Origin of the sequence: Campylobacter sp. CNRCH_2013_0855, from assembly GCF_025773025.1 — a bacterium.
Lineage (GTDB): Bacteria > Campylobacterota > Campylobacteria > Campylobacterales > Campylobacteraceae > Campylobacter_D > Campylobacter_D jejuni_C.
In genome coordinates, this window is sequence record NZ_JAKMTE010000002.1 from 114144 (window position 1) to 134740 (window position 20597).

The window sequence follows — 20597 nt, forward strand, 5'->3', positions numbered from 1 at the left end:
TGCTTTTTTCAATTTAAATTTACAAGGAGTAATCAAATGAAACTTTCTTATTACACAAGTAAAGTTTTAATGGGAGTTGGTATTAGTGCATTATTAAGCAGTGCTATCTTAGCACAAGAAATTACCATAACAGATGGCACTATGAATCAGTATTTTGAAACTAGTGATGGTAGAAATTTCAACTTAAAAACAGATCATACTAATGGTGATTTAACTCTAAATCTTTCCTACACAGACTTAGCTAATGCTATAGCTAACGATGAATTTAAAGATCTCTCAAGAGTAAATATTAACTTAGGTTCCAACAACCTTACTTTTAAAAATACTTCAGAAGGTGCTAGTTATGTAACAAACTATACCATTAATGCTAAAAAAACTGAGGCAACAGATGTGATATTTCAAAGCTTAGATGGAAAATCCATCGTAAATGGAGATTTTAGTATAAAAGGTTCATCTAATCCTGCAGAGGGTGTTTTAGATGATATAAAATCTTCAGCTATTTTAATCGCCGATGGACATGGCCTACAAGGCTCTCTTGAAGTAAATGGAAATTTTACAGCAGATCAATCTACTCTATTTACCATAGGTGGCAATAAAAGTCAAAACCACATACAAATAAATGGTAAAGCAAATATCACAAATTCAAACTTTTCCATAGGAACAACAAGCTTTGGTGATTTAGCTTTAAATAATTATGTTTTCATGGGTGCAAGCGAAGGATTTAATGAAGATATAACAAGCTCAAACAAAGCTAGTGCAAACATAAGTAAAAATTTTGAAAACATTGTAGGTATGAGCAGCAAAGATTTAGGACTTAGTTATGAAATTGTAAGAGCTATAGATGTAAAAGATTTTGTTGATTATGAACTTTCTACAAAAGATAATAAGCTTTTAATTAGTGGTGGTGCAAATGAAAATGTAAATAACAACAAGATGGTTTTAGAAAGTGATAAAAAATATCTAGAATTAATTAAAACTGATTTAGAAGATGCCAAAGATGAAGAAGGTGTTAATATAGAAAAAATAGACGAAGCCATTGCAAAAATTGATGAACAAATAAAACAAATTCAAGATATGATTAGCAATGCTGGAAATGGAGAAATCTCTAATGATGATTATATTAAAAACGATTCTAGTGTTTCAACTTCTAACAAAGACTTTGTTTCTAAAATTTTAGATGGACTTGCACTCGGTAAAGATTTTAATGCAATAGGTAGTATTAAATTTGATAAAGTCGGGGAACAAGTAGCAAATGATATAAAAGATTCAGCTAAATCTATCTCAAATGTAAATCAAGCCTCATCAGGTATAAACTCGACTATCAATGTATCAAATGATGTATCTATAGGTTCTCGTGTAGCTATGTTAAATAATCCTTATGGAAATTATGCTACAAAATTATCTCAAATAAGATTTGCTACTAATGATTACAGAGGAAATTATGTTGATAATTATAATAACAGCATTTGGGGTAATGTAATAGGTGGTGCAAACATCATAGATGGGGATAGCGGTGCTTTATATGGAGCCACTATAGGTATGGATAGAAAAGTCAATGATGATGTTATTATTGGAGCTTATTTTACTTATGCAAATGCTGAAATAAAAGATAATCTTTTAACCCAAAAATCAGATAACTTCCAATTTGGAGCTTATTCTAATATCTATATAAGTCCAAAAGTAGAAGTTAATGTTAAGGCCTATGCTCAAATTTCTCCTACAGATCAAGATATTGTAAATAGAGGATTTAACACTACAAATAGTGCTGATTTTAATAGAAAATTCTTCGGTTTGAGTGCTAATATGGGATATGTTTTTGATTTTAGTGATAATACTTTATTTATCAAGCCTTTCGCTGGAGCAAACTACTACTATGCACATACTCCAAGCTATAAAGAAAATGGCATAGCAGGAAAAGATGTCAATAGCGCTAGCAACAATTCTATTTCATTGGAACTTGGCGCTGAACTTAGAAAATATATGAATGAAGAATCATATCTATTTATCACTCCAAAAATAGAACAATATGTAATGAATAATGGAGATGATTTTGTAGCAAGTTTAAACGGTGTAGCATTACCTAGTGTAAAAAGTGATGATAAGAAAAAAACTTATGGACAAATCATTGTAGGTGGTAATGTTGATATTAATGAACAATTTAGCTTAAATGCAGGTATTGGAGCTAAACAAATACTAGCTGGTAAAACAGATGGTAAAAATGAAACTTATGTAAGTGGTCAAGTAGGTTTTAAATATAAATTCTAAAAATTTTAAGAACTCCTTAGATGCTAGAGTAAAAACTCTAGCATTTTAAAAGCTCTCATATTCTTTAGCTATAAAAACTTCATCATCTTTTACAATTAATGGGCGTTTTATAAGCGTTGGATTTTGTAAAATCATCACTTTAATCTCATCTTGGCTTAAATTTTGGAGTTTTTCTTTATTTAACCCTAATTTTCTAGCACTCATACCCGCTGTATTTACAAGCTCTAAAACACTCCTTTTACTAAGCCAAAAATCCAAAGTTTCTTCATCTAGCTTTTTAATGTCTAAAAATTCAAATTCAACTTGCTTAGAATTTAAATAATCCATGGCTTTTTTAACACTATTACAATTTTTAATACCATAAAATTTTAACATTTTCTTGCCTTTTTAACTAAGTCTGCTATAATAAATGCTAATTCTAAAGCTTGGTCAGCATTTAATCTTGGATCACATTGTGTTTCATAGCGTTTAGAAAGTTCTTCTTGAGTAATATTTAAAGAACCTCCTACACATTCTGTTACATTTTGCCCTGTCATTTCCAAATGTACCCCACCAGGATACACTCCTTCATTCATAGCTATCTCAAAAAACGCACGCACTTCTTGAATGATTTTATCAAATTCTCTTGTTTTAAAACTACCTGATTTAACCGTATTTGCATGCATAGGATCAATACTATAAAGTATATTAAACCCTTCTTGTTTTAACTCTTTAAATAATTTTGGCAAGGCATTTTCTATCTTATCACATCCCATACGGATGATGAAATTTAATCTTCCTGCTTCATTATGCGGATTTAAAATACTTACTAGCTTTTTTATCTCATCTAAATCATAATTAGCACTAAGCTTAACACCAAGTGGATTTTTTACTCCACTTAAAAAATGCACATGTGCTTCATCTGCCTTTCTAGTACGCTCACCTATCCAAAGCATATGTGCCGAACAATCATAAATTTCCCCGCTTAAACTATCTACCCTAGTTAAAGCTTCCTCATAAGGCAAAAGCAAGGCTTCATGAGAAGTATAAAAGGCTGTTTGAGAAAGATTTGGAGTATCGGTAATACCGCAAGCTTGCATAAAGGCTAAAGCTTGAGTGATTTTTTCACTAAGTTCATCATATTTTTTCCCAAGCTCTGCTTTTTTTAAAAAACCCAAATTCCACTTATGCACTACTCTTAAATCCGCTAAACCACCTCTTGAAAAAGCTCTTAATAAATTTAAAGTTGTAGCACTTTGATAGTATGCTTCTAACATTCTTTTAGGATCAGCTATTCTTGATTTTTCATTAAATTCAAAACCATTGATAATATCCCCACGATAACTTGGAAGCTTTACCCCATCAACCTCTTCAAAATCACTACTTCTTGGCTTTGCAAACTGCCCTGCAACGCGCCCTACTTTAACGATAGGACAAGATCCTGCAAAAGTAAGTACTATAGCCATTTGAAGCATAACTTTAAACATATCTCTTATATTATCAGCGCCAAAATTTACAAAACTCTCAGCACAATCTCCTCCTTGGAGTAAAAATGCTTGAGAATTTACAACCTTAACAAGGGATTTTTTTAACTTATCCACCTCACCTGCAAAAACAAGCGGTGGTAATTTTTCTAATTTTTTAACAACATCTTGTAATTCATTTTCATCAGGATATTGTGGCTGTTGCTGAATTTTATAATTTTTCCAAGAATCTTTAGTCCATTTCATAGCTTAACTTCCTCATTTTAGTAAGCTAAAATTATACAAAATGAGACTTAAATTAAGATTTTAAAACACTTTCAACGCGTTCAAGACTATCTTGCTTATATAAACTTAAGCGCACTATGGAATCTTCTAGTGCTAAAAGATTATGGATTTCATGAGCCTTTAAACTTATACTATCTAGCGTTTTAAGTAGAATTTGTTGATTTAAAACTCCAAAATCAATGGAGCCTTTTAACACTTGTATGGTAATATCAAAAGGTGCTTTATGATCTTTCATAAAGCTATCTTTTGACATAGTTATGCAGATTTCTTTAGCATAAGCATTTTCTATTTTCTTAGATATATTTATGCCATTTTGAATTTCTTGTTCCCAAGAAATTACTTCATATATTTGAGTTCTAAATTTCACTTTTATTTTTTAAGTTCTTTAATACGAGCAGCCTTGCCTCTTCTATCTCTTAGGTAGAATAATCTAGCACGACGTACACGACCTCTTCTTAATACTGTAATACTTTCTAAACTTTCACTATAAATAGGGAAAATTCTTTCAACACCTACATTATTAGCGCCGATTTTGCGTACAATGAAAGTTTCATCTACACCATTTCCTCTACGTGCTATACAAATACCTTCAAAATTTTGAATTCTTGTTTTATCGCCTTCTTTAATGCGAATAGCAAGTCTTAAAGTATCTCCAGCACGAAATTCTGGAACATTTTTACCTTCAATTTGTTTTTGCTCAAATTGCTCAATGTATTTATTTTTCATAACGATATTCCTTAAAATTTGCGTTCATGCTTTTGATACAAATCAGGACGAAAATATTTCGTTTTGCAAGACGCCAAAGTAGTTTTTAAAGCTGTGATTTTAGCGTGATTTCCCTTTAAAAACTCTGAAGGCACATAAAATTTTTTATTTTCCTTTTCAAAAATAAAAGGTTTAGAAAACGATGGAGCTTCTAATAAGTCATTTTCAAAACTTTCCTCACTTAAGCTTTCACTATTTCCAAGAACATCTTGAATATTTCTGCTAATAGCATCACACATCACCAAAGACGCTAATTCTCCACCTGTAAGTATAAAATCACCTATAGAAAATACTTCATTAGCAAATTCTTCCACAATGCGCTCATCCAACCCCTCATATCTACTACTTACAAAACAAATATGATCTTTCTTGCTTAATCTTTTAGCATCAATTTGCTTAAAAGTCTTAGCACAAGGCAAAAGAAAAACAAAATGAACATTTTTATCTTGCTTTTTAATATGCATTAAGCAATCATACAAAGGCTGAGCTTGTAGCAAAAGCCCTGCACCTCCTCCTATTTTATAATCATCTACTTTAAAGTGCTTGTTTGTGGTAAAATTTCTAGGATTAACAAAAGCAAATTCTAATATCCCCTTTTCTTTTGCCCTTGCCAAAATAGAAGTTTGAAAATAAGGTTCAATAAGCTCTGGGAATAAACTTACAAAAGTATATTTCATGAATTTTCTAAAATATCTAAAGCAGATTGTGTGAATATCTTTTTATTTTCTACATCAACTTTTTGAATATATTTATCAACATAAGGAATATAAAAATTTTTAACCTTTGTTTGTAGTTTTTCATCACATTTTATACAAAATAAAAACCCCGCTCCATTTTCTAAAATGTCTTCAACTACACCTAATTTTTGCTCATTTTCAATAACATCACATCCAATTATGTCAAAATAAAAATACTCATCTTTTTTTAATTTACAAGTTTCTTTTGTAGCTTCAATAGTTTGAAAAAGAGTAATATTAGTTAAGGTTTTAGCAGCCTCAACACTCTCAAAGCCTTCAAATAAAACTAAAGATCTAGTTTTATCAAAAGCCTTTATGGTGTAAATTTTCTGATTAATATCAAAAAATTTAGCACCTATTTTAAACTGCTCATAAAAATCACTAAGATTATGTAATTTTACATAACCTTTTAAACCAACACTTTTCCCAAGTTTAGCAACTTGGACTAAATCATTCTTCAATGGCTTTTACCGTTATACGATATGAAGTTGCATCTTTAACTTTGTAAGCCATAATGACTGTTTTTATTGCGTTGATTAATTTTCCATTTTTTCCGATCAACTTACCAGTATCAGATGGATCGACATAAATGATAATTTCAGCAAAATTGTTTTCTAAATTTTGTCTTTGTATATCAACTTTTTCAGGAAAATCAACAATTAATTTTGCGTATTCTCTTAAAAAATTTTCAACCATTTTTATTTGCTTGTAATAGCTGCTACTCTATCGCTTAATTTTGCACCTACGCTTTTCCAATAAGCTAAACGCTCAGCATCAAATTTTACCACTTCAGGCTCAACCATAGGATTGTAATATCCAATGCTTTCTATCCAGCTACCATCACGTCTTTTTCTACTATCAGTTACAACTATACGATAAAATGGTCTTTTTTTACGTCCCATTTTTGTAAGTCTGATTACTGTCATTTTAATACTCCTAAAAAAATTAAAATTTTGTTATAGATATTTTAACTCATATATCCATAAAAAAGCTTTAATTATTGTGGTCTTTTAGCTTGCTGCAACATATTCATAAAATTTTCCATTCCTTTTTTATTTGAAAATTTCTTTGCCAGCTTAGCTGCATTACTAAATTGTTTTAAAAAGCGATTTACTTCCATTTGAGATAAACCAGCACCCTCTGCAATACGTCGCTTTCTTGCATTGTTTAATAAATCAGGATTCTCTCTTTCTTTTGGTGTCATTGATGAAATCATTGCCTTAATATGAATAATTTCTTTAGAATTATCTAAGTCAATATCTTTAATATTTGCTGCCATAGATGATAAACCAGGTATCATACCAATGATTGATTTCATACTACCAAGCTTTTTAACGCTTTCCATTTGATTTAAAAAGTCATTAAAATTAAATTCGCCTTTTTTGATTTTCTTATTTAGTTTTTTTGCTTCTTTTTCATCAATGATCGCTGCAGTTTTTTCAGCCAAAGTCGCTAAATCACCCTCACCCATGATACGATTAACAATTCTATCAGGGATAAATACTTCTAAATCAGCTACTTTCTCACCAACACCAATAAATCTTAAAGGCACACCAACTTGTTTAGCTATACCTAGTGCAACACCACCTTTGGTATCTGCATCAAATTTACTTAAAATAACCCCTGTAATTTCTAAAGCTTCATTGAAACTACTTGCTGTCTTAACTCCATCTTGACCACTCATAGCATCAGCTACATAAAATACTTCATCAGGATTTAAAATAGCTTTTACTTCTTTAAGCTCATTCATCAAAGCTGTATCGATCGCCAAGCGACCAGCAGTATCTACAAGTAAAACATCATACATAGAATTTTTTGCTTTTTCTAAAGCTTGTTTAGCTACATTTAAAGGATTACTTTCATTTTCTATGAAAAATAAATCAAGCTCATTAGCTTGAGTGAGTTGTCTTAATTGCTCTACCGCAGCTAATCTTTGCAAGTCACATGCAGCAATTAATACTTTTTTATTTCTTAGCTTTAAATAATTAGCAATTTTTACCGTAGTAGTAGTTTTACCACCACCTTGCAAACCACACATCAAAACAACCGTAGGTGGCTTACTAGCAAATACAAAACCTTGATTTTTACCTTTAACACTAAGAATTTCTTCTAAATTTTTCTTAATTGAGTCTAAAAATTGCTTTTGGCCTATACCATTAGTTTTTACATCATTTTCTACTAAAGTAAGTAATTCTTTAGTAACTTTATGATGTACATCTGCTTTTAAAAGGGCTTTTTTTAAAGTGTCAAGAGCATTTTTTAAAGCTTTTTCATCATCAACAAAACGAAGTTTATTAACTGCGGATTTAAATGACTCACTAACTATTTCAAACACTTTATTTTCCCTTTATTAAAATTTTAAAAAGCTAAATTATAAACCCTTTTAGCTTTAAACGCCTTTAAAAATTTAAATTTTTTATTTCAAAACCATAAGCATTAAAACTCTCATCAAGCAAGGCTTTAAATTGATAATCAAAAATATGCGTTTCATAAGAGTGCAAATACATTCTAGAAGAGCTAATTTTTGCATATTTTTCATCACCAATAATACCATGTTTTATATGATTTAAATGTACTCTGATTTGATGCGTTCTACCTGTTTTAATGACTGCTTTTATTAAAGTTTTTTTTGCATTTACCATTAAAGGTATAACTTGGGTATGAGCTTCTAAGCCAAATTTATCGATTTTACTAAAGGCTCCAGATTTGTTTTTTATAGTAGTTATTTTTTCACAAATTTCAAGTTCTTCAGCAATTACTCCATCAACAATAGCTAAATAGCTTTTATAAACATTTTGTTTTTTATACTCTTGAATGCATTTTAATCTAAACTCCTCATCTTTGCTTAAAAGTAAAACCCCACTTGTTTCTTTATCAAGCCTATTGATTAATTTAGCCTTATAAACACCTTCTAAATTCTCGCTAATCTCTCCATAAGGCTTATTTAAGGCTATGATTTTATCGTCTTCAAAAAGTATTTTTGCTTTTTTTATTTTTTGTACAACAAATCTTGTTTTTGAGCTCATCAAAGCTCTAGCTATAACAACCTTTTTACCCATAGCAAAAACACAGCCTTTGTCAATCAAATCTTTTGCTGTATTATTAGAAATCTTTTCTTGCATTGCAAGCAATTTATAAGCTTTTTCTTGCATCTAAACCTTCTTTTATATTTAATATAACTTCACTTAAATCACTTTGTTCTTTGACTTGCGCTTGTAATAATTTTTGCTTTAAAAAAACATTTATATCTTTTACATTCTCACAAATATACAAACCATCAACTTCTTGATATAAACTTTCTTGATTAAAAAAATATTTCCCTGAAATAATAATATTATTCCATCTAGCTGCTTCTATAGGATTATGTCCACCTATATTGTTTATAAAAGAGCCACATAAAAAAACCACATCGCTAATCTTATAAAAACTTTCTAGCTCACCTAAAGTATCTAATAATAAACATTTAGCATTAAAAAAATTTGCAAAATCATTTTCACTTAAAGTAAAGTCTGAAAATTTTTGCATATTATAGTGATTTTTTTGACAAAAATCTTTTAAAATTTCCTCAACTTCACCAAAGCGCTCCGGATGTCTTGGGGCAATAATCAATTTATCATTTTCTTCTAATTTAATTTCATTAAGCAATAATCGCTCTTCATTTTCATGTGTGCTAGCAAATATAATAATTCTAGCTTTAGGTTTAGCATAGCTTTTCACTTGCTCTTGTTTTATATTAGCTTTGATATTTTTATATGCTATAACATTTTTAGCGCCCAGACACTCTAATCTTTCTTTGTCTTTTTGACTTTGTGCAAATACAACATCAATATATTTAAAAATCAAACGATAAAAAAAACTAAAACGCTTGTAATTTTTTAAAGATCTATCACTAATTCTAGCATTTAACAAAATCACTTTTGCATTGTAAAATTTAGCCATAAACACGAGCATAAGCCAAAGCTCTGCTTCAAAAATAACCAAAACTTTACAAGGTCTTATCCAAAAAGGCACGAAAATTTCAAATGGGAAAAAATTTACTTTTTTAGAATATTTTAAAGCTTCGCTAAAACCGGTTTGAGTGATGGTTGAAATTTTACAAGTTGGAAAAAGTTTTATTAAAGGAATAAGGCTTTTAATCTCACCAAAAGAACAAGCATGAAAATATACATCACCTTGTTTTTGTTTTAAATTTTTGTAAAGAAAAAATCTTGATTTTAATGATATTTTATATTTTTCCTTGCAAAAACTTAAAATCAATAAAAAAGGAGCTGTGATTACATATACAATCACAGCAAAAATATAATAAAAAAAAATCAATTTTGATTTTCTTCTTTTTCTTTATATAAAATTCTTCCACAATGTGGGCAAGTTACTATTTCATCGCCTTTTAAAACTGCTAAATAAGTTTTGTCATAAATTCTCATAAAACAGCCATAACAAGCATGTTTTTTTACAGGAACTACAGCGCTATTTCCCGCCCATTTTCTGATTTTTTCATAAAAAGTTAAAACTTTTTGATTTATTTCACCCATTAGTTTAACTTTTTTATCATAAATTTGTAATCTATCTTTTTCAATATCTACTAATACAGCTTTAGTTTGAGCATCAATTTGGTCCACTTCATTTTCAAGTTCGCTTCTTTTAGCTTGTAATTCTTGTATGAATTTTTCTTTATTTTCTAAAATTTTATCTAATCTTTCTATTTCTTCATTTGCTGCATCAAGTTGCTCTTTAGCTATATCTTCTTCAATTTTTAAAGCATTTGCTTCTTTTTCAGTTTTTACTGCAGCACTTTTTTTAGCTATTTCTTTGATTTTTACACTAAATTCTGCAATATGATTATTATTTTGTATTTTTTGATTTTCTATATCTTTGATATCTTTTTCAAAACTGGCAATTTCCTCTTCAGTTTTATCGAGCAAATTACGCTTTTCTTTTAAATCTTTTGTAGCATCTTCTACTTTATTTGTAAAACCATCAAGTTCTTTATCAATTTGTGATAAAGTTATAAGTTGTTCTAGGTATTTATTCATTGAATTTTTCCTTAAAAATATTGAAATGGATTTTTTGAAACTGATATTATAACTTCTAAATGAAATTTTTGCAAATCTTTTGCTAAAATTTCACTAAAACAAGATTCGCTTTCATAATGCCCTATATCAATCAAACTAAGTTTATTGTGATAACTTTCCAAAGCTTGGTGATATTTAAAATCTCCACTTAAAAAGCAATCTGCCCTAACGCTAGAAACTAAATCCCCTCCACTACCCGTACAAATTGCTATAGTTTTGATTTTCTCTTTACCTGCATTTACAACTCTTATACAATCAAGCTTTAAACTTTTTTTCACGTGAGTAATTAAATCATTAAATTTAAAATCAACATCACAATAAATCAAAAATTCATTTTGCTCTTTGATTTTAAAACCCAAAATTTCATTAGAAAAATAAGCATTTAAATGACTTAAATCAAAATTTGTATGCATAGCAATTAAGGCTATATTTTTTTGTATCATTTTAGCAAGAAGATTTTGTGGGTAAAACACTCCACTTAAGTTTTTCAAACCTTTAAAAATTAAAGGGTGATGAACTATAAAAAGTGAATTTTCACTTGCATTTTCAATTAAATGCATATCCACATCAAGAGCAAGATAAATTTTATTTATGTCTTGATCAAAATTTCCAAGCAACAAACCACTATTATCCCATGAACTTTGCGTACTAAATGGGCTAATAGCGTCTAAATAATCATAAATTTCTTTAATTTTCATCTAAATTTTCTTTATATACCAAAGCACAGTTTTTAGATAATTCTCTAATTTTAAGCATAAAATCCTGTCTTTGTGTGACAGAAATAGCACCCCTTGCATCAAGCAAATTAAAAGTATGTGCTGCTAACATACAATAATCATATGCAGGTAAGGCAAGTTTTGCTTCTAGGGCATTTTTACACTCATTGTAAGCATTTTCAAATTGCATATTTAAAGTTTTTACATCACTTACTTCAAAATTATATTTACTAAATTCAAACTCACCTTGCTTATGAACATCTTTATAAGTAATTTTTTCACCATTAAATTCATTCCAAACTATGTCATATACATTATCTACATCTTGTAAATACATTGCAAGTCTTTCTAAACCATAGGTAATTTCAGCACTTACTAAATCTACGCTTATACCACCAACTTGCTGAAAATAAGTAAATTGTGTCACTTCCATACCATCAAGCCAAACTTCCCAGCCTAAACCCCAAGCACCTAAACTTGGGCTTTCCCAGTTATCTTCAACAAAACGAATATCATGCGATTTTAAATCAAAACCTAAATTTTCTAAACTTTTTAAGTATAATTCTTGGATATTATCAGGACTTGGTTTAATTAAAACTTGAAATTGATAATAAGCACCTAACCTATTAGGATTTTCACCATATCTTCCATCAGTTGGCCTTCTACTTGGTGCTACATAAGCAGTCGCCCATGGCTTTTTTCCTAAACTTCTTAAAAAAGTTGCTGGGTGAAAAGTCCCTGCACCTGCTGGAAAATCATAAGGTTGCATAATAGCACAACCTTGCTTTTGCCAAAATTCTTGTAAATTTAATATCATTTGAGAAAAGGTCATTTTTCTTCCTTTATTTCTTCTGGCTTTTCAGGTGAATTTGCATACAATTCCACTGTTTTATTCCACATCATTTTATATTTTCTTTTTAGAAATTCTACTTCATTACGCGCATATTTAAGCTGTTCGTTAAGATTTTCTATGGTTTTTCTATCCTCATCATAAAGTTCTTGCATAGAATAAAGAGCATCTTTTAAAAATTTATTCTCACCCTTTAAAGCCTCTAAGGTTTCATCCTTAGCATCAAGAACCTTTTCATGCAAATTTAAAATAGTTCCTATGGTTTTTTCTACAAAACTTTCTCCTGCTAAGGTCATAGAATTTACCACAGCAGGTTGTTTTGAACTCATAGGCACTACACTAAAAGTTCCTTGGTTAGCTTCTATATAAATTTTACCCTCTTCTTCTTTGAAATTTAAAGCACCATTTGCCATCATTCCTTTTACAACATCTTCAGATAAATGCACTAATTGACAAAATTCTTTTAATTCCAAGTAAGTTTGCATATATGCTCCTTAAAGAAAAACTTCAATTGCACTAGAATCTTGAATAAGTTTTTCTTGTTGTTTTTTTCTATCTTCTAATAATTTTTGTGCTAAAGATTCATCATCTATTGCTAAAATTTGCACAGCTAAATAAGCTGCGTTAATAGCTCCTGCTTTACCTATAGCTACAGTTGCTACAGGAATCCCACTTGGCATTTGAACAGTAGAAAATAAAGAATCCATACTTGCTAAATTGCTTCCTGGCATAGGTATACCTAAAACAGGTTTTGTTGTATGTGCTGCAACAGCTCCTGCTAAATGTGCTGCCATACCCGCTGCAGCAATAAATACTTTTGCACCTTTTTCTTCTGCGTTTTTAATGTATTCTTGAGTTCTTTGAGGACTTCTATGTGCTGAAGTGATTAAGATTTCATATTTAACATCAAATTTTTCCAAAATTTCCAAAGCTTCTTTTACTACATCATAATCACTCTTACTCCCCATCAATATAGAAACAAATTTCATTCAACACTCCTTCTTAAAAAGCTAAATTCTGGAAGCTTAAACGGCAAAGTAATTTCATTTTCATTGCCACTATGAATTTCACTAAATTCTTTATTGTTTTTTGCTAATAATTGTTTAAACACTATGAATTTTTTTCCTTCATTTTCATAAATTAAGCCTAATTTATTTTCTCCTAATTCTATATTAGAATTAACCGGGGCTAAAATTTCATATTCTTTGTTTAATTCTATTTTGCCTTTACATTTAAAAAACTCACCATCTTCGCTAATAGCATGCACTTGATGAGTTCCTTCTTCTATGCTTGTATCATGATTAATAGAATCTGTTTTTTCATAAGCTCTTGAAACTAAATATCCATCTGTAAAACCTCTGTGTTTTAAAGTATAGATTTCTTTTTCATATTTAGCAGCATCAAAAGTATTTTGCAATACATCTTGCACTGCCATTTTATAAGTTCTTGTAGTCAAAGCTACATAATACTCACTTTTTGTTCTGCCTTCTATTTTAAAGGCATGAATACAATTTTCTTGCATAATTTTTTGAATATATGAGCTTAGATTTAAATCTTTAGAATTAAATACATGTGTGCCATTTTCATCTTCTTCTAATCTAAAAAGCGTATTTGTTTCTGGATTTTTCGCATAAAGTTCATAATTAAATCTGCAATCATTTGCACAAGAGCCACGATTGCTCATGCGTCCACTTTGTACTGAACTTATTAAACATCTACCAGAATACGCAAAGCACATAGAACCATGGACAAAACTTTCAAGCTCGATATCACAATTATTTTTTAAATCTTTTGCATCTTTTAAGCCAAGTTCCCTTGCTATAACAACACGCTTTGCACCCATATCTTTATAAACTTGAGCGTCTAAATAGTTTAAAATATTAGCTTGGGTGGACACATGAAGATTAATTTCAGGCGCAAGTTCTTTAACTAAACGCATAGCACCTACAGATGCTACTATAAAAGCATCAGGTTTCATTTCTTTTAATTTTAAAATATGCCTTTTCAAACCTTCAATTTGCGAACTAAAATGAAACCCATTGATAGTTACATAAATTTTTTTTCCTCTTGCATGAGTATAATCAATAGCTTCCTTAAAAGTTTCATAATTAAAATCTCTAGCAGTTCTTGCTCTTAATGAAAAATTACTCACTCCTGCATAGACAGCATCAGCTCCATAAGCCAATGCTATTTTTAATTTTGCAAAATTTCCTGCAGGAGCAACTATTTCAGGAATAATCATTTTTTCCCTAAGCTTGCAATTAATGCCTCAATATCATCATTACTTACAACATCTGTAGTGGAATCCCCTTGAATATGAACAGCTGAACCAACACGTTTTTCATCATCAATTTTGCCTTCAAATAAACTACTCATATATCTACTTAAAGCTCTCATAACATTAATAACACGCTCGATTTTTTGACGATGAATATCTTGATATTGCATAGCATCCATTGCCATCATAACCTCATCTTGCCCAGTTTGTAAACAACCTGTAATCTCATCTATAATATTTTTAGCATTATTATTTATTTCAATAGCTTCTTTAAAACTCGCTACATTTGGAAATTTCGCATTTAACTTTTCAAAGATATCTATATTTTTATTTAAAGCATCACTGATTACACAAAGCTCATTTTCTGAATTTGCAAAAAAATCGTTAATAGCTTCCAACTTCTCCATCATTTCAGTTGCTTTAATTTCACTATCTCTTGTAACATCATCAAGCTGATGTACAACTTTATGCTCTTTACTAGGTGGTGGTGGTGGCCAAGCCATATCTGCTCTAGCTTTATAATCGCCATTTATCATCTCATCGACAATTTTTTTATTTTTTTCTTCATCCTCATAATCTGTTTCTGGTTTTTTTAAATCTTCATCTTCTACAGAGTCAAGATCTAAATCTTCAGAGCCATTCATTAAAGCATCTAATTCTTCTTGAGTCATCATTGCACCTTTTTTATATAATAAAAAACTAATCGTGATTATATTATAAAAAAATATAATTCAACATTAATTTTTAAAATTAATTATTTTTTTAATATATAAATATATTTTTTCAAACTTGATAATAAAAAATATATTAATTTAAACTTAATTTAAAAAAAATATACTACAATCTTAAAAAATAAAATTAAAAACCTATTTAAAAGGAGAAAAAATGGGTAAGTTTGTAAATAATATTGATGAGTTTTTTAGCTATTGTCAAGAACATGAAGTAATGTTTGTTGATTTTAGATTTACCGATATGATAGGTACTTGGCACCATATCACTTACAATATAAAAGCAGTTGATGATAATACTTTTGAAAATGGAATTCCTTTTGATGCAAGTTCTTTACACGGTTGGCAACCGATAGAAAAATCGGATATGATTTTAAAACCCGATGTAGAAAGTGCGTTTTTAGATCCTTTTACAGCAGATCCTACCATCATAGTAATTTGTGATGTATATGATATTTACAAAGAACAAATGTATGAAAAATGCCCAAGAAGTATTGCTAAAAAAGCAATGCAACACTTAAGCACGAGTAATATCGCCGACACTGCTTATTTTGGTCCTGAAAATGAATTTTTTATTTTTGATAATGTAAAAATAGTTGATTCTTCTCATTGTGCAAAATATGAAGTAGATACTGAAGAAGGTGAGTGGAATGATAATAAAGATTTCACAGATAGCTATAACAGCGGACATCGCCCAAGAAATAAAGGTGGATATTTTCCTGTAAGTCCTATTGATTCTAGTGTAGATATTAGAGCTGAAATGGTACAAGTTTTAGAAAGAGTAGGCTTAAAAACTTTCGTACATCATCATGAAGTAGCACAAGGACAAGCTGAGATTGGTGTAGAATTTGGAAATTTAGTTGAAGCTGCCGATAATGTACAAATTTATAAATATGTAGTAAAAATGGTAGCACATTTAAATGGAAAAACCGCAACCTTTATGCCAAAACCACTCTATGGAGATAATGGAAGTGGTATGCATGTACATATGAGCCTTTGGAAAGATGGGGTAAATTTATTTTATGATAAAGAAGGTTATGGAAAATTAAGTGAATGTGCGATTAATTACATCGGTGGGATTTTAGCTAATGCAAGAAGTGTTGCAGCATTTACTAATCCTAGTTCAAACTCTTATAAAAGAATAGTTCCAGGTTTTGAAGCACCTTGTATATTAACCTATTCTTGCCAAAATCGCTCTGCAAGTTGTCGCGTGCCTTATGGTATTAATGAAAAAAGTGCAAGAGTAGAAATCAGATTTCCTGATAGCACTTCTAATCCTTACCTAGCTTTTACAAGCTTGCTTATGGCAGGGCTTGATGGTATTAAAAATAAAACCATACCGGTTGGCCCTATGGATGAAAATTTATTCGCACTAACTCTAGATGAGATTAGAGAAAAAGGTATAGAGCAATTACCTCACACTTTAAGAGGATCTTTAGAAGCACTCATTAGAAAAAATGCCTTCTTAAAACCTGTTATGAGTGATGTGTTTATTGATGATTATCAACATATGAAATTTGAAACCCAAGTATGGCCTGTAGAAGCTAGACCAACTGCATATGAATTTAAAACTTGTTATTCTTGCTAATTTTTGATGCCAAAAAGGCATCAAAAAATTTAAAATACTATTGTTTTATTTTCGTGTATAAAAATCCTATCATCAAACACCAAATCCAAAGCCTTAGAAAAAACATTTTTTTCCACATTACGTCCTGCTTGTTGCATAGCCTGCCAAGAATATTCATGAGTAACCGGTATAACATCTTGAGTAATAATTGGCCCCTCATCTAAGTTATTATTTACAAAATGTGCTGTTGCACCTATAATTTTAACTCCTCTTTCATAAGCTTGCTTATAAGGATTAGCTCCTATAAATGCAGGTAAAAAAGAATGGTGGATATTAATAATCTTTCCTTCAAAATACTCCACAAAAGATGGAGATAATATTCTCATATATTTTGCTAAAACAATATAATCAAACTCATATTGTTTTAAACACTCTAGTAATTTTTTTTCATGCTCTTGTCTACTTAAGTCCTGTGCTAAAATAGTATGAAAAGGTATGTTAAATTTATCCACCAAAGGTTTTAATATCTCATAATTTGCAATAACTGCCTTAATATTTGCATTAAATTCCCCACTAAATTGGCGGATAAGTAATTCGCCTAAACAATGAGTTTCTTTGGTAGCTAAAACAATAATATCTTTTTTTCTCTTTGGTGTAATTTCAATTTGCGCATTATCAGGAAGCATTGCTTCAAGTGTTCCTTTAAAAGCTTTTATATCAAGCTCACCTTCTAAATGCGCCCTAAAGAAAAAACGATTTTCTCCAACAAATTCATCATTTTTTATAATATTGATTCTATATTTAAAAATAACATCTGAAATTCTATAAATCAATCCTTTTTCATCGCTACTTGAAATTTTTAAAATATATTCATTCATTTTTGCTCCTTTATATAGTTTTTTAATTCTTGTAATCTTCTTTTTTCAAGCTCAATCCCAAGCTCTTTCCCACTAAATCCTTCCTTTAGTAAATCATTAGCACCAATTTTACTTTCAAAAGTATGATGATATAAATTTAATTTCTTTGCTTGTGCTATACGCTCATTATCCCAAAGCCCAAGCCATTTACAAAGTGGCATTTTCAAAGCAATTTTAGCTAAATTAAAATCATCAATTTTACCTAAAATAAATTCTTGTTCACATTTTTTTAATAGTTCTTTTTTTAATTTTGTTTTTTTAAAAAAAATCTCTTTATTGATATGAAAAAAATTCAAATACAAATATAAATACAAAGCCTCATCATAAATCAATTTTTGACTATGCTCTAATAACCTTTCAAATTCTTCATTACAGCTTTGATAAAAAAATATTTTTTCTTCTAAATTTAAAATTTTGAAATACTCATAAGCTTTATTTAGTCTTGAAGTTCTAAAAATTTTATAAAGTTCATTATTAATACGCTCTTTAGATAAATCGCCTATATCCATAGTTTGCATTAATTTTAAACTTTCTTTTGTAATTGTTAAATCAAACCTGCACGCAAAAGAAATTCCACGAAGCACCCTTAAACTATCTTCAATAAAACTTTTATCATCAATATGCCTTATAATCTTTGCTTGCAAATCTTGCAAACCATTAAAAAAATCTAAAAATTCAAAATCAAAAATATTTACCATCAATGCATTAATAGTAAAATCCCTTCTTTTAGCACCTTCTTGCTCATCATTGCAAACTTTAACCTCAAAACCTCTATGGCCTGTAGAAATTTTATTTTCATAACGCGCTAGAGCTAAATCAAATTTTTTGTATTTATATACAAAAAAACTTTTTCCTACTCCATTTGCACCAAGTTTTTGCATAAGCTCATCAAAAAGCTTAGGCTCAATATCATAAATTTCTATATCATAATCATCGCTAGATAAATCTAAAAAAGAATTCCTTACACAACCGCCTACTAGATAAGCTCTTTGCGTGTAAGGTTTAAGCATATTTTTAATACTTAAAAAATCTTGATTATTTTTTAAGTCTATCTTCAATCTTTGCAAGTAAAAACTCTAAAAAGGTAATGGTCATATCTAGTCTTTTTTCTATATGCTCATCTTTAGTATTTTTTAATCCTTCAAATAAAACCAAAATACGCTCTCTAAGATTTTTTAAGAAAAATTCTTCATTGTTTATAATACTTTCTTCTTTTTCTTCTAAAGCTTCAACCTTAATAGCAACATTTTGCTTATCATCTTTTACTTTTACTTCTAAATCATCTAATTCTTGAATTAGCTCTTGCGCAACCTTGCTAATTTCTTCTTTGATTTTTTTCTCTTGAGCATCAACGCTTTTTTCCTGGGTAATTTCTTCTACCATAGGAGCAAATTCATCATTTTTACTTTTTTTGTTATCTAATTCTGAATTAACTTCACTTATGGCCATTTTTGCTAAATCTTCTATATTCATAGTTTTATTAACCACCTTTTAAATTCATTAACTTCTTCTTCGCTTTTCATATTAACAAAAAAATCAAGCATATCATAATTTAAATCTTCATGATTAGAACGCAAACCACTTAAACGCCTTATAGCATCAATGGCATTTTTATTTTGCGGATCTTGTTTTAATATATTTTTATAAATCTCCAAAGCTTCATCTTTTAAACCTTGTGCCTCATAAATAGAAGCTTCTGTTACTGTATATCGCATTATTAACTCACAAAAAATAAAATGTCAAAATTCTAACAAAAAAGACTTTAATTTATTTTAATTTTTACTTAATCACAGGAGCTTTATATGCTAAAAATACAAAAATATTAAGTATTATAGCTACTGTAATAAGCATGGTAAAGCCTAAAGTAAAATTTCCAAAGCTATCATGGAGCATACCTATAATCCAAGGTGCTTGAGCTGCTATTAAATACCCTATGCCTTGTGACATAGCAGAAAGTTTAGCTGCTATAAAAGAATTTGAACTTTTTATGGCAATAAATAATAATGAAATTGTAAAAACTCCACTAGATGCAAAACCTAAAAAAATAGCCGCTAACAATAACACTAATTTTACATCACAAAAAAACACCAAGATAAAACTTAAAACATACAAAAATCCTAACAGCACAATAACAAAACCCTTAGCATGAACTCTTAGTTTTCCTAAAACAATAGGCAATAAAAATGCCACAGGCATACCTATGATTTGAGAAAGCAATAAAACATTAGAACCAAAATCAATTCCAAAACCTTTTTCACTTATCATCACACTAAGCCAAGCAAAAAGACTATAAGATAAAAAACTTTGTAGTCCCATTACAATAGTAACTTTCCAAGCTGTTAAATTTAAAAAAAGATTTATTTTATTGATATTTTTCTTTTTAGGACGCAATAATCTTTTATTTTTTAAATGCGGAAAATAAAAAATCAAAGCAATCAAAGCTAATACAACCCAAAAAAACATAGCTTGAGGCACTTCAAAAATTTTAAGCAAAGGAAGTGATAAGGCCACTCCAGCAATTGAAGATAAACCTATAATTGATCCATATAAACCCATTATTTTATAAGCGTTTTTTGCAAATTTTTCTTTTATAAAAGAAGGTAATAAAACATTAGCTATTGCAATGCTTGCTCCGATTAGAAAAACTCCAGAAAATAAACCTATATTACCCCCATAACTTCTAATAAACTCTCCAAAAACAATCAAAATTAAGGCAAAAAACAAAGCTTTAATTTGCGAAAAATACGCTACAAAAAACGATATAAGACCAAAAGCTATTAAAGGTAAGGTTGTTAGCATACCTGCTAAAGTGGAGTTGATATTGTAATATTCTTGGATATATTCTATCATAGGACCTATGGAAGTTATAGGTGCTCTTAAATTTAAAGCAAGGGTAATTACAACTAAAATATTAATCCAAAAGAATTTTTTATATGAAATTTGTGTATGCATGA

General features: G+C 29.5%; 25 protein-coding genes. 2 read left to right on the forward strand and 23 right to left on the reverse strand.

Annotated features, from left to right (window positions below; all coding sequences use genetic code 11):
• Positions 1–36 precede the first annotated feature (36 nt).
• Positions 37–2265, forward strand: coding sequence for an autotransporter outer membrane beta-barrel domain-containing protein (locus tag L8X40_RS01925; RefSeq protein ID WP_263667186.1), 2229 nt, complete (start codon positions 37–39; stop codon positions 2263–2265).
• Between the two features lie 45 nt (positions 2266–2310).
• Here the strand turns inward: L8X40_RS01925 and L8X40_RS01930 are convergent, their stop codons facing one another.
• The 18 genes from L8X40_RS01930 to L8X40_RS02015 form a co-directional block, all read right to left on the reverse strand.
• Positions 2311–2640 carry a Spx/MgsR family RNA polymerase-binding regulatory protein gene (locus L8X40_RS01930; RefSeq protein WP_087700206.1) on the reverse strand — a complete coding sequence of 110 codons (330 nt, stop codon included), beginning with the start codon at positions 2638–2640 and terminating at the stop codon, positions 2311–2313.
• The gene (locus L8X40_RS01935; RefSeq protein ID WP_214100339.1) at positions 2634–3974 is read right to left on the reverse strand and encodes a class II 3-deoxy-7-phosphoheptulonate synthase; all 1341 of its coding nucleotides are present in this window, start codon (positions 3972–3974) and stop codon (positions 2634–2636) included. Before L8X40_RS01935 ends, L8X40_RS01930 begins: the two co-directional genes overlap by 7 nt.
• Positions 3975–4026: 52 nt before the next feature.
• The gene (locus L8X40_RS01940; protein ID WP_250324976.1) at positions 4027–4380 is read right to left on the reverse strand and encodes a cupin domain-containing protein; all 354 of its coding nucleotides are present in this window, start codon (positions 4378–4380) and stop codon (positions 4027–4029) included.
• Positions 4381–4382: 2 nt separating this feature from the next.
• The gene (gene rplS, locus L8X40_RS01945; protein WP_012661698.1) at positions 4383–4739 is read right to left on the reverse strand and encodes a 50S ribosomal protein L19; all 357 of its coding nucleotides are present in this window, start codon (positions 4737–4739) and stop codon (positions 4383–4385) included.
• Positions 4740–4750: 11 nt separating this feature from the next.
• A complete protein-coding gene (gene trmD, locus L8X40_RS01950; protein ID WP_087700210.1) occupies positions 4751–5455 on the reverse strand; it encodes a tRNA (guanosine(37)-N1)-methyltransferase TrmD in 705 nt (234 codons plus the stop codon).
• Positions 5452–5976 (reverse strand): ribosome maturation factor RimM, encoded by a 525-nt coding sequence (gene rimM / locus L8X40_RS01955; RefSeq protein ID WP_039618592.1) that lies wholly within the window; start codon positions 5974–5976, stop codon positions 5452–5454. Before rimM ends, trmD begins: the two co-directional genes overlap by 4 nt.
• Positions 5966–6211, reverse strand: coding sequence for a KH domain-containing protein (locus L8X40_RS01960; RefSeq protein ID WP_012661701.1), 246 nt, complete (start codon positions 6209–6211; stop codon positions 5966–5968). Before L8X40_RS01960 ends, rimM begins: the two co-directional genes overlap by 11 nt.
• A 2-nt stretch (positions 6212–6213) precedes the next feature.
• Positions 6214–6441: a 30S ribosomal protein S16 gene (gene rpsP, locus L8X40_RS01965; protein ID WP_012661702.1), complete on the reverse strand. Its 228-nt coding sequence runs from the start codon at positions 6439–6441 to the stop codon at positions 6214–6216.
• Positions 6442–6512: 71 nt separating this feature from the next.
• A complete protein-coding gene (gene ffh, locus L8X40_RS01970; protein ID WP_214100338.1) occupies positions 6513–7850 on the reverse strand; it encodes a signal recognition particle protein in 1338 nt (445 codons plus the stop codon).
• Between the two features lie 64 nt (positions 7851–7914).
• The gene (locus tag L8X40_RS01975) at positions 7915–8667 is read right to left on the reverse strand and encodes a pseudouridine synthase family protein (protein WP_087700215.1); all 753 of its coding nucleotides are present in this window, start codon (positions 8665–8667) and stop codon (positions 7915–7917) included.
• The gene (waaA, locus tag L8X40_RS01980) at positions 8648–9832 is read right to left on the reverse strand and encodes a lipid IV(A) 3-deoxy-D-manno-octulosonic acid transferase (RefSeq protein ID WP_087700217.1); all 1185 of its coding nucleotides are present in this window, start codon (positions 9830–9832) and stop codon (positions 8648–8650) included. Before waaA ends, L8X40_RS01975 begins: the two co-directional genes overlap by 20 nt.
• Positions 9829–10548 (reverse strand): zinc ribbon domain-containing protein, encoded by a 720-nt coding sequence (locus L8X40_RS01985; protein ID WP_087700219.1) that lies wholly within the window; start codon positions 10546–10548, stop codon positions 9829–9831. The genes waaA and L8X40_RS01985 overlap by 4 nt, the downstream gene beginning before the upstream one ends.
• Before the next feature lie 11 nt (positions 10549–10559).
• Positions 10560–11285, reverse strand: coding sequence for a Nif3-like dinuclear metal center hexameric protein (locus L8X40_RS01990; protein ID WP_214135910.1), 726 nt, complete (start codon positions 11283–11285; stop codon positions 10560–10562).
• Entirely contained in the window at positions 11275–12135 is an 861-nt protein-coding gene (gene glyQ / locus L8X40_RS01995) for a glycine--tRNA ligase subunit alpha (RefSeq protein ID WP_087700222.1), read from the reverse strand. Before glyQ ends, L8X40_RS01990 begins: the two co-directional genes overlap by 11 nt.
• Entirely contained in the window at positions 12132–12638 is a 507-nt protein-coding gene (locus tag L8X40_RS02000) for a DUF3972 domain-containing protein (RefSeq protein WP_214135909.1), read from the reverse strand. The genes glyQ and L8X40_RS02000 overlap by 4 nt, the downstream gene beginning before the upstream one ends.
• A gap of 9 nt (positions 12639–12647) precedes the next feature.
• Complete coding sequence (purE, locus tag L8X40_RS02005) at positions 12648–13142, reverse strand: 5-(carboxyamino)imidazole ribonucleotide mutase (protein ID WP_214125445.1); 495 nt, start codon at positions 13140–13142, stop codon at positions 12648–12650.
• The gene (locus L8X40_RS02010; RefSeq protein ID WP_214100336.1) at positions 13139–14395 is read right to left on the reverse strand and encodes a peptidase U32 family protein; all 1257 of its coding nucleotides are present in this window, start codon (positions 14393–14395) and stop codon (positions 13139–13141) included. The genes purE and L8X40_RS02010 overlap by 4 nt, the downstream gene beginning before the upstream one ends.
• Positions 14392–15102: a chemotaxis protein gene (locus L8X40_RS02015; RefSeq protein WP_214100335.1), complete on the reverse strand. Its 711-nt coding sequence runs from the start codon at positions 15100–15102 to the stop codon at positions 14392–14394. The genes L8X40_RS02010 and L8X40_RS02015 overlap by 4 nt, the downstream gene beginning before the upstream one ends.
• A 214-nt stretch (positions 15103–15316) precedes the next feature.
• Between L8X40_RS02015 and glnA the strand changes: the two genes are divergently transcribed.
• Positions 15317–16747: a type I glutamate--ammonia ligase gene (glnA, locus tag L8X40_RS02020; RefSeq protein ID WP_214100334.1), complete on the forward strand. Its 1431-nt coding sequence runs from the start codon at positions 15317–15319 to the stop codon at positions 16745–16747.
• A gap of 29 nt (positions 16748–16776) precedes the next feature.
• Here glnA and purU read toward each other — a convergent pair whose 3' ends face one another.
• The 5 genes from purU to L8X40_RS02045 form a co-directional block, all read right to left on the reverse strand.
• Complete coding sequence (gene purU / locus L8X40_RS02025; RefSeq protein ID WP_087699334.1) at positions 16777–17604, reverse strand: formyltetrahydrofolate deformylase; 828 nt, start codon at positions 17602–17604, stop codon at positions 16777–16779.
• Entirely contained in the window at positions 17601–18710 is a 1110-nt protein-coding gene (locus L8X40_RS02030; protein ID WP_250325597.1) for a CCA tRNA nucleotidyltransferase, read from the reverse strand. The genes purU and L8X40_RS02030 overlap by 4 nt, the downstream gene beginning before the upstream one ends.
• A complete protein-coding gene (gene ciaD / locus L8X40_RS02035) occupies positions 18679–19116 on the reverse strand; it encodes an effector protein CiaD (RefSeq protein WP_214125443.1) in 438 nt (145 codons plus the stop codon). Before ciaD ends, L8X40_RS02030 begins: the two co-directional genes overlap by 32 nt.
• Positions 19113–19361, reverse strand: coding sequence for a hypothetical protein (locus L8X40_RS02040; protein WP_087699331.1), 249 nt, complete (start codon positions 19359–19361; stop codon positions 19113–19115). Before L8X40_RS02040 ends, ciaD begins: the two co-directional genes overlap by 4 nt.
• Before the next feature lie 61 nt (positions 19362–19422).
• On the reverse strand, positions 19423–20595 hold the full coding sequence (locus L8X40_RS02045) for an MFS transporter (RefSeq protein WP_261529663.1): 1173 nt from the start codon (positions 20593–20595) through the stop codon (positions 19423–19425).
• Positions 20596–20597 lie beyond the last annotated feature (2 nt).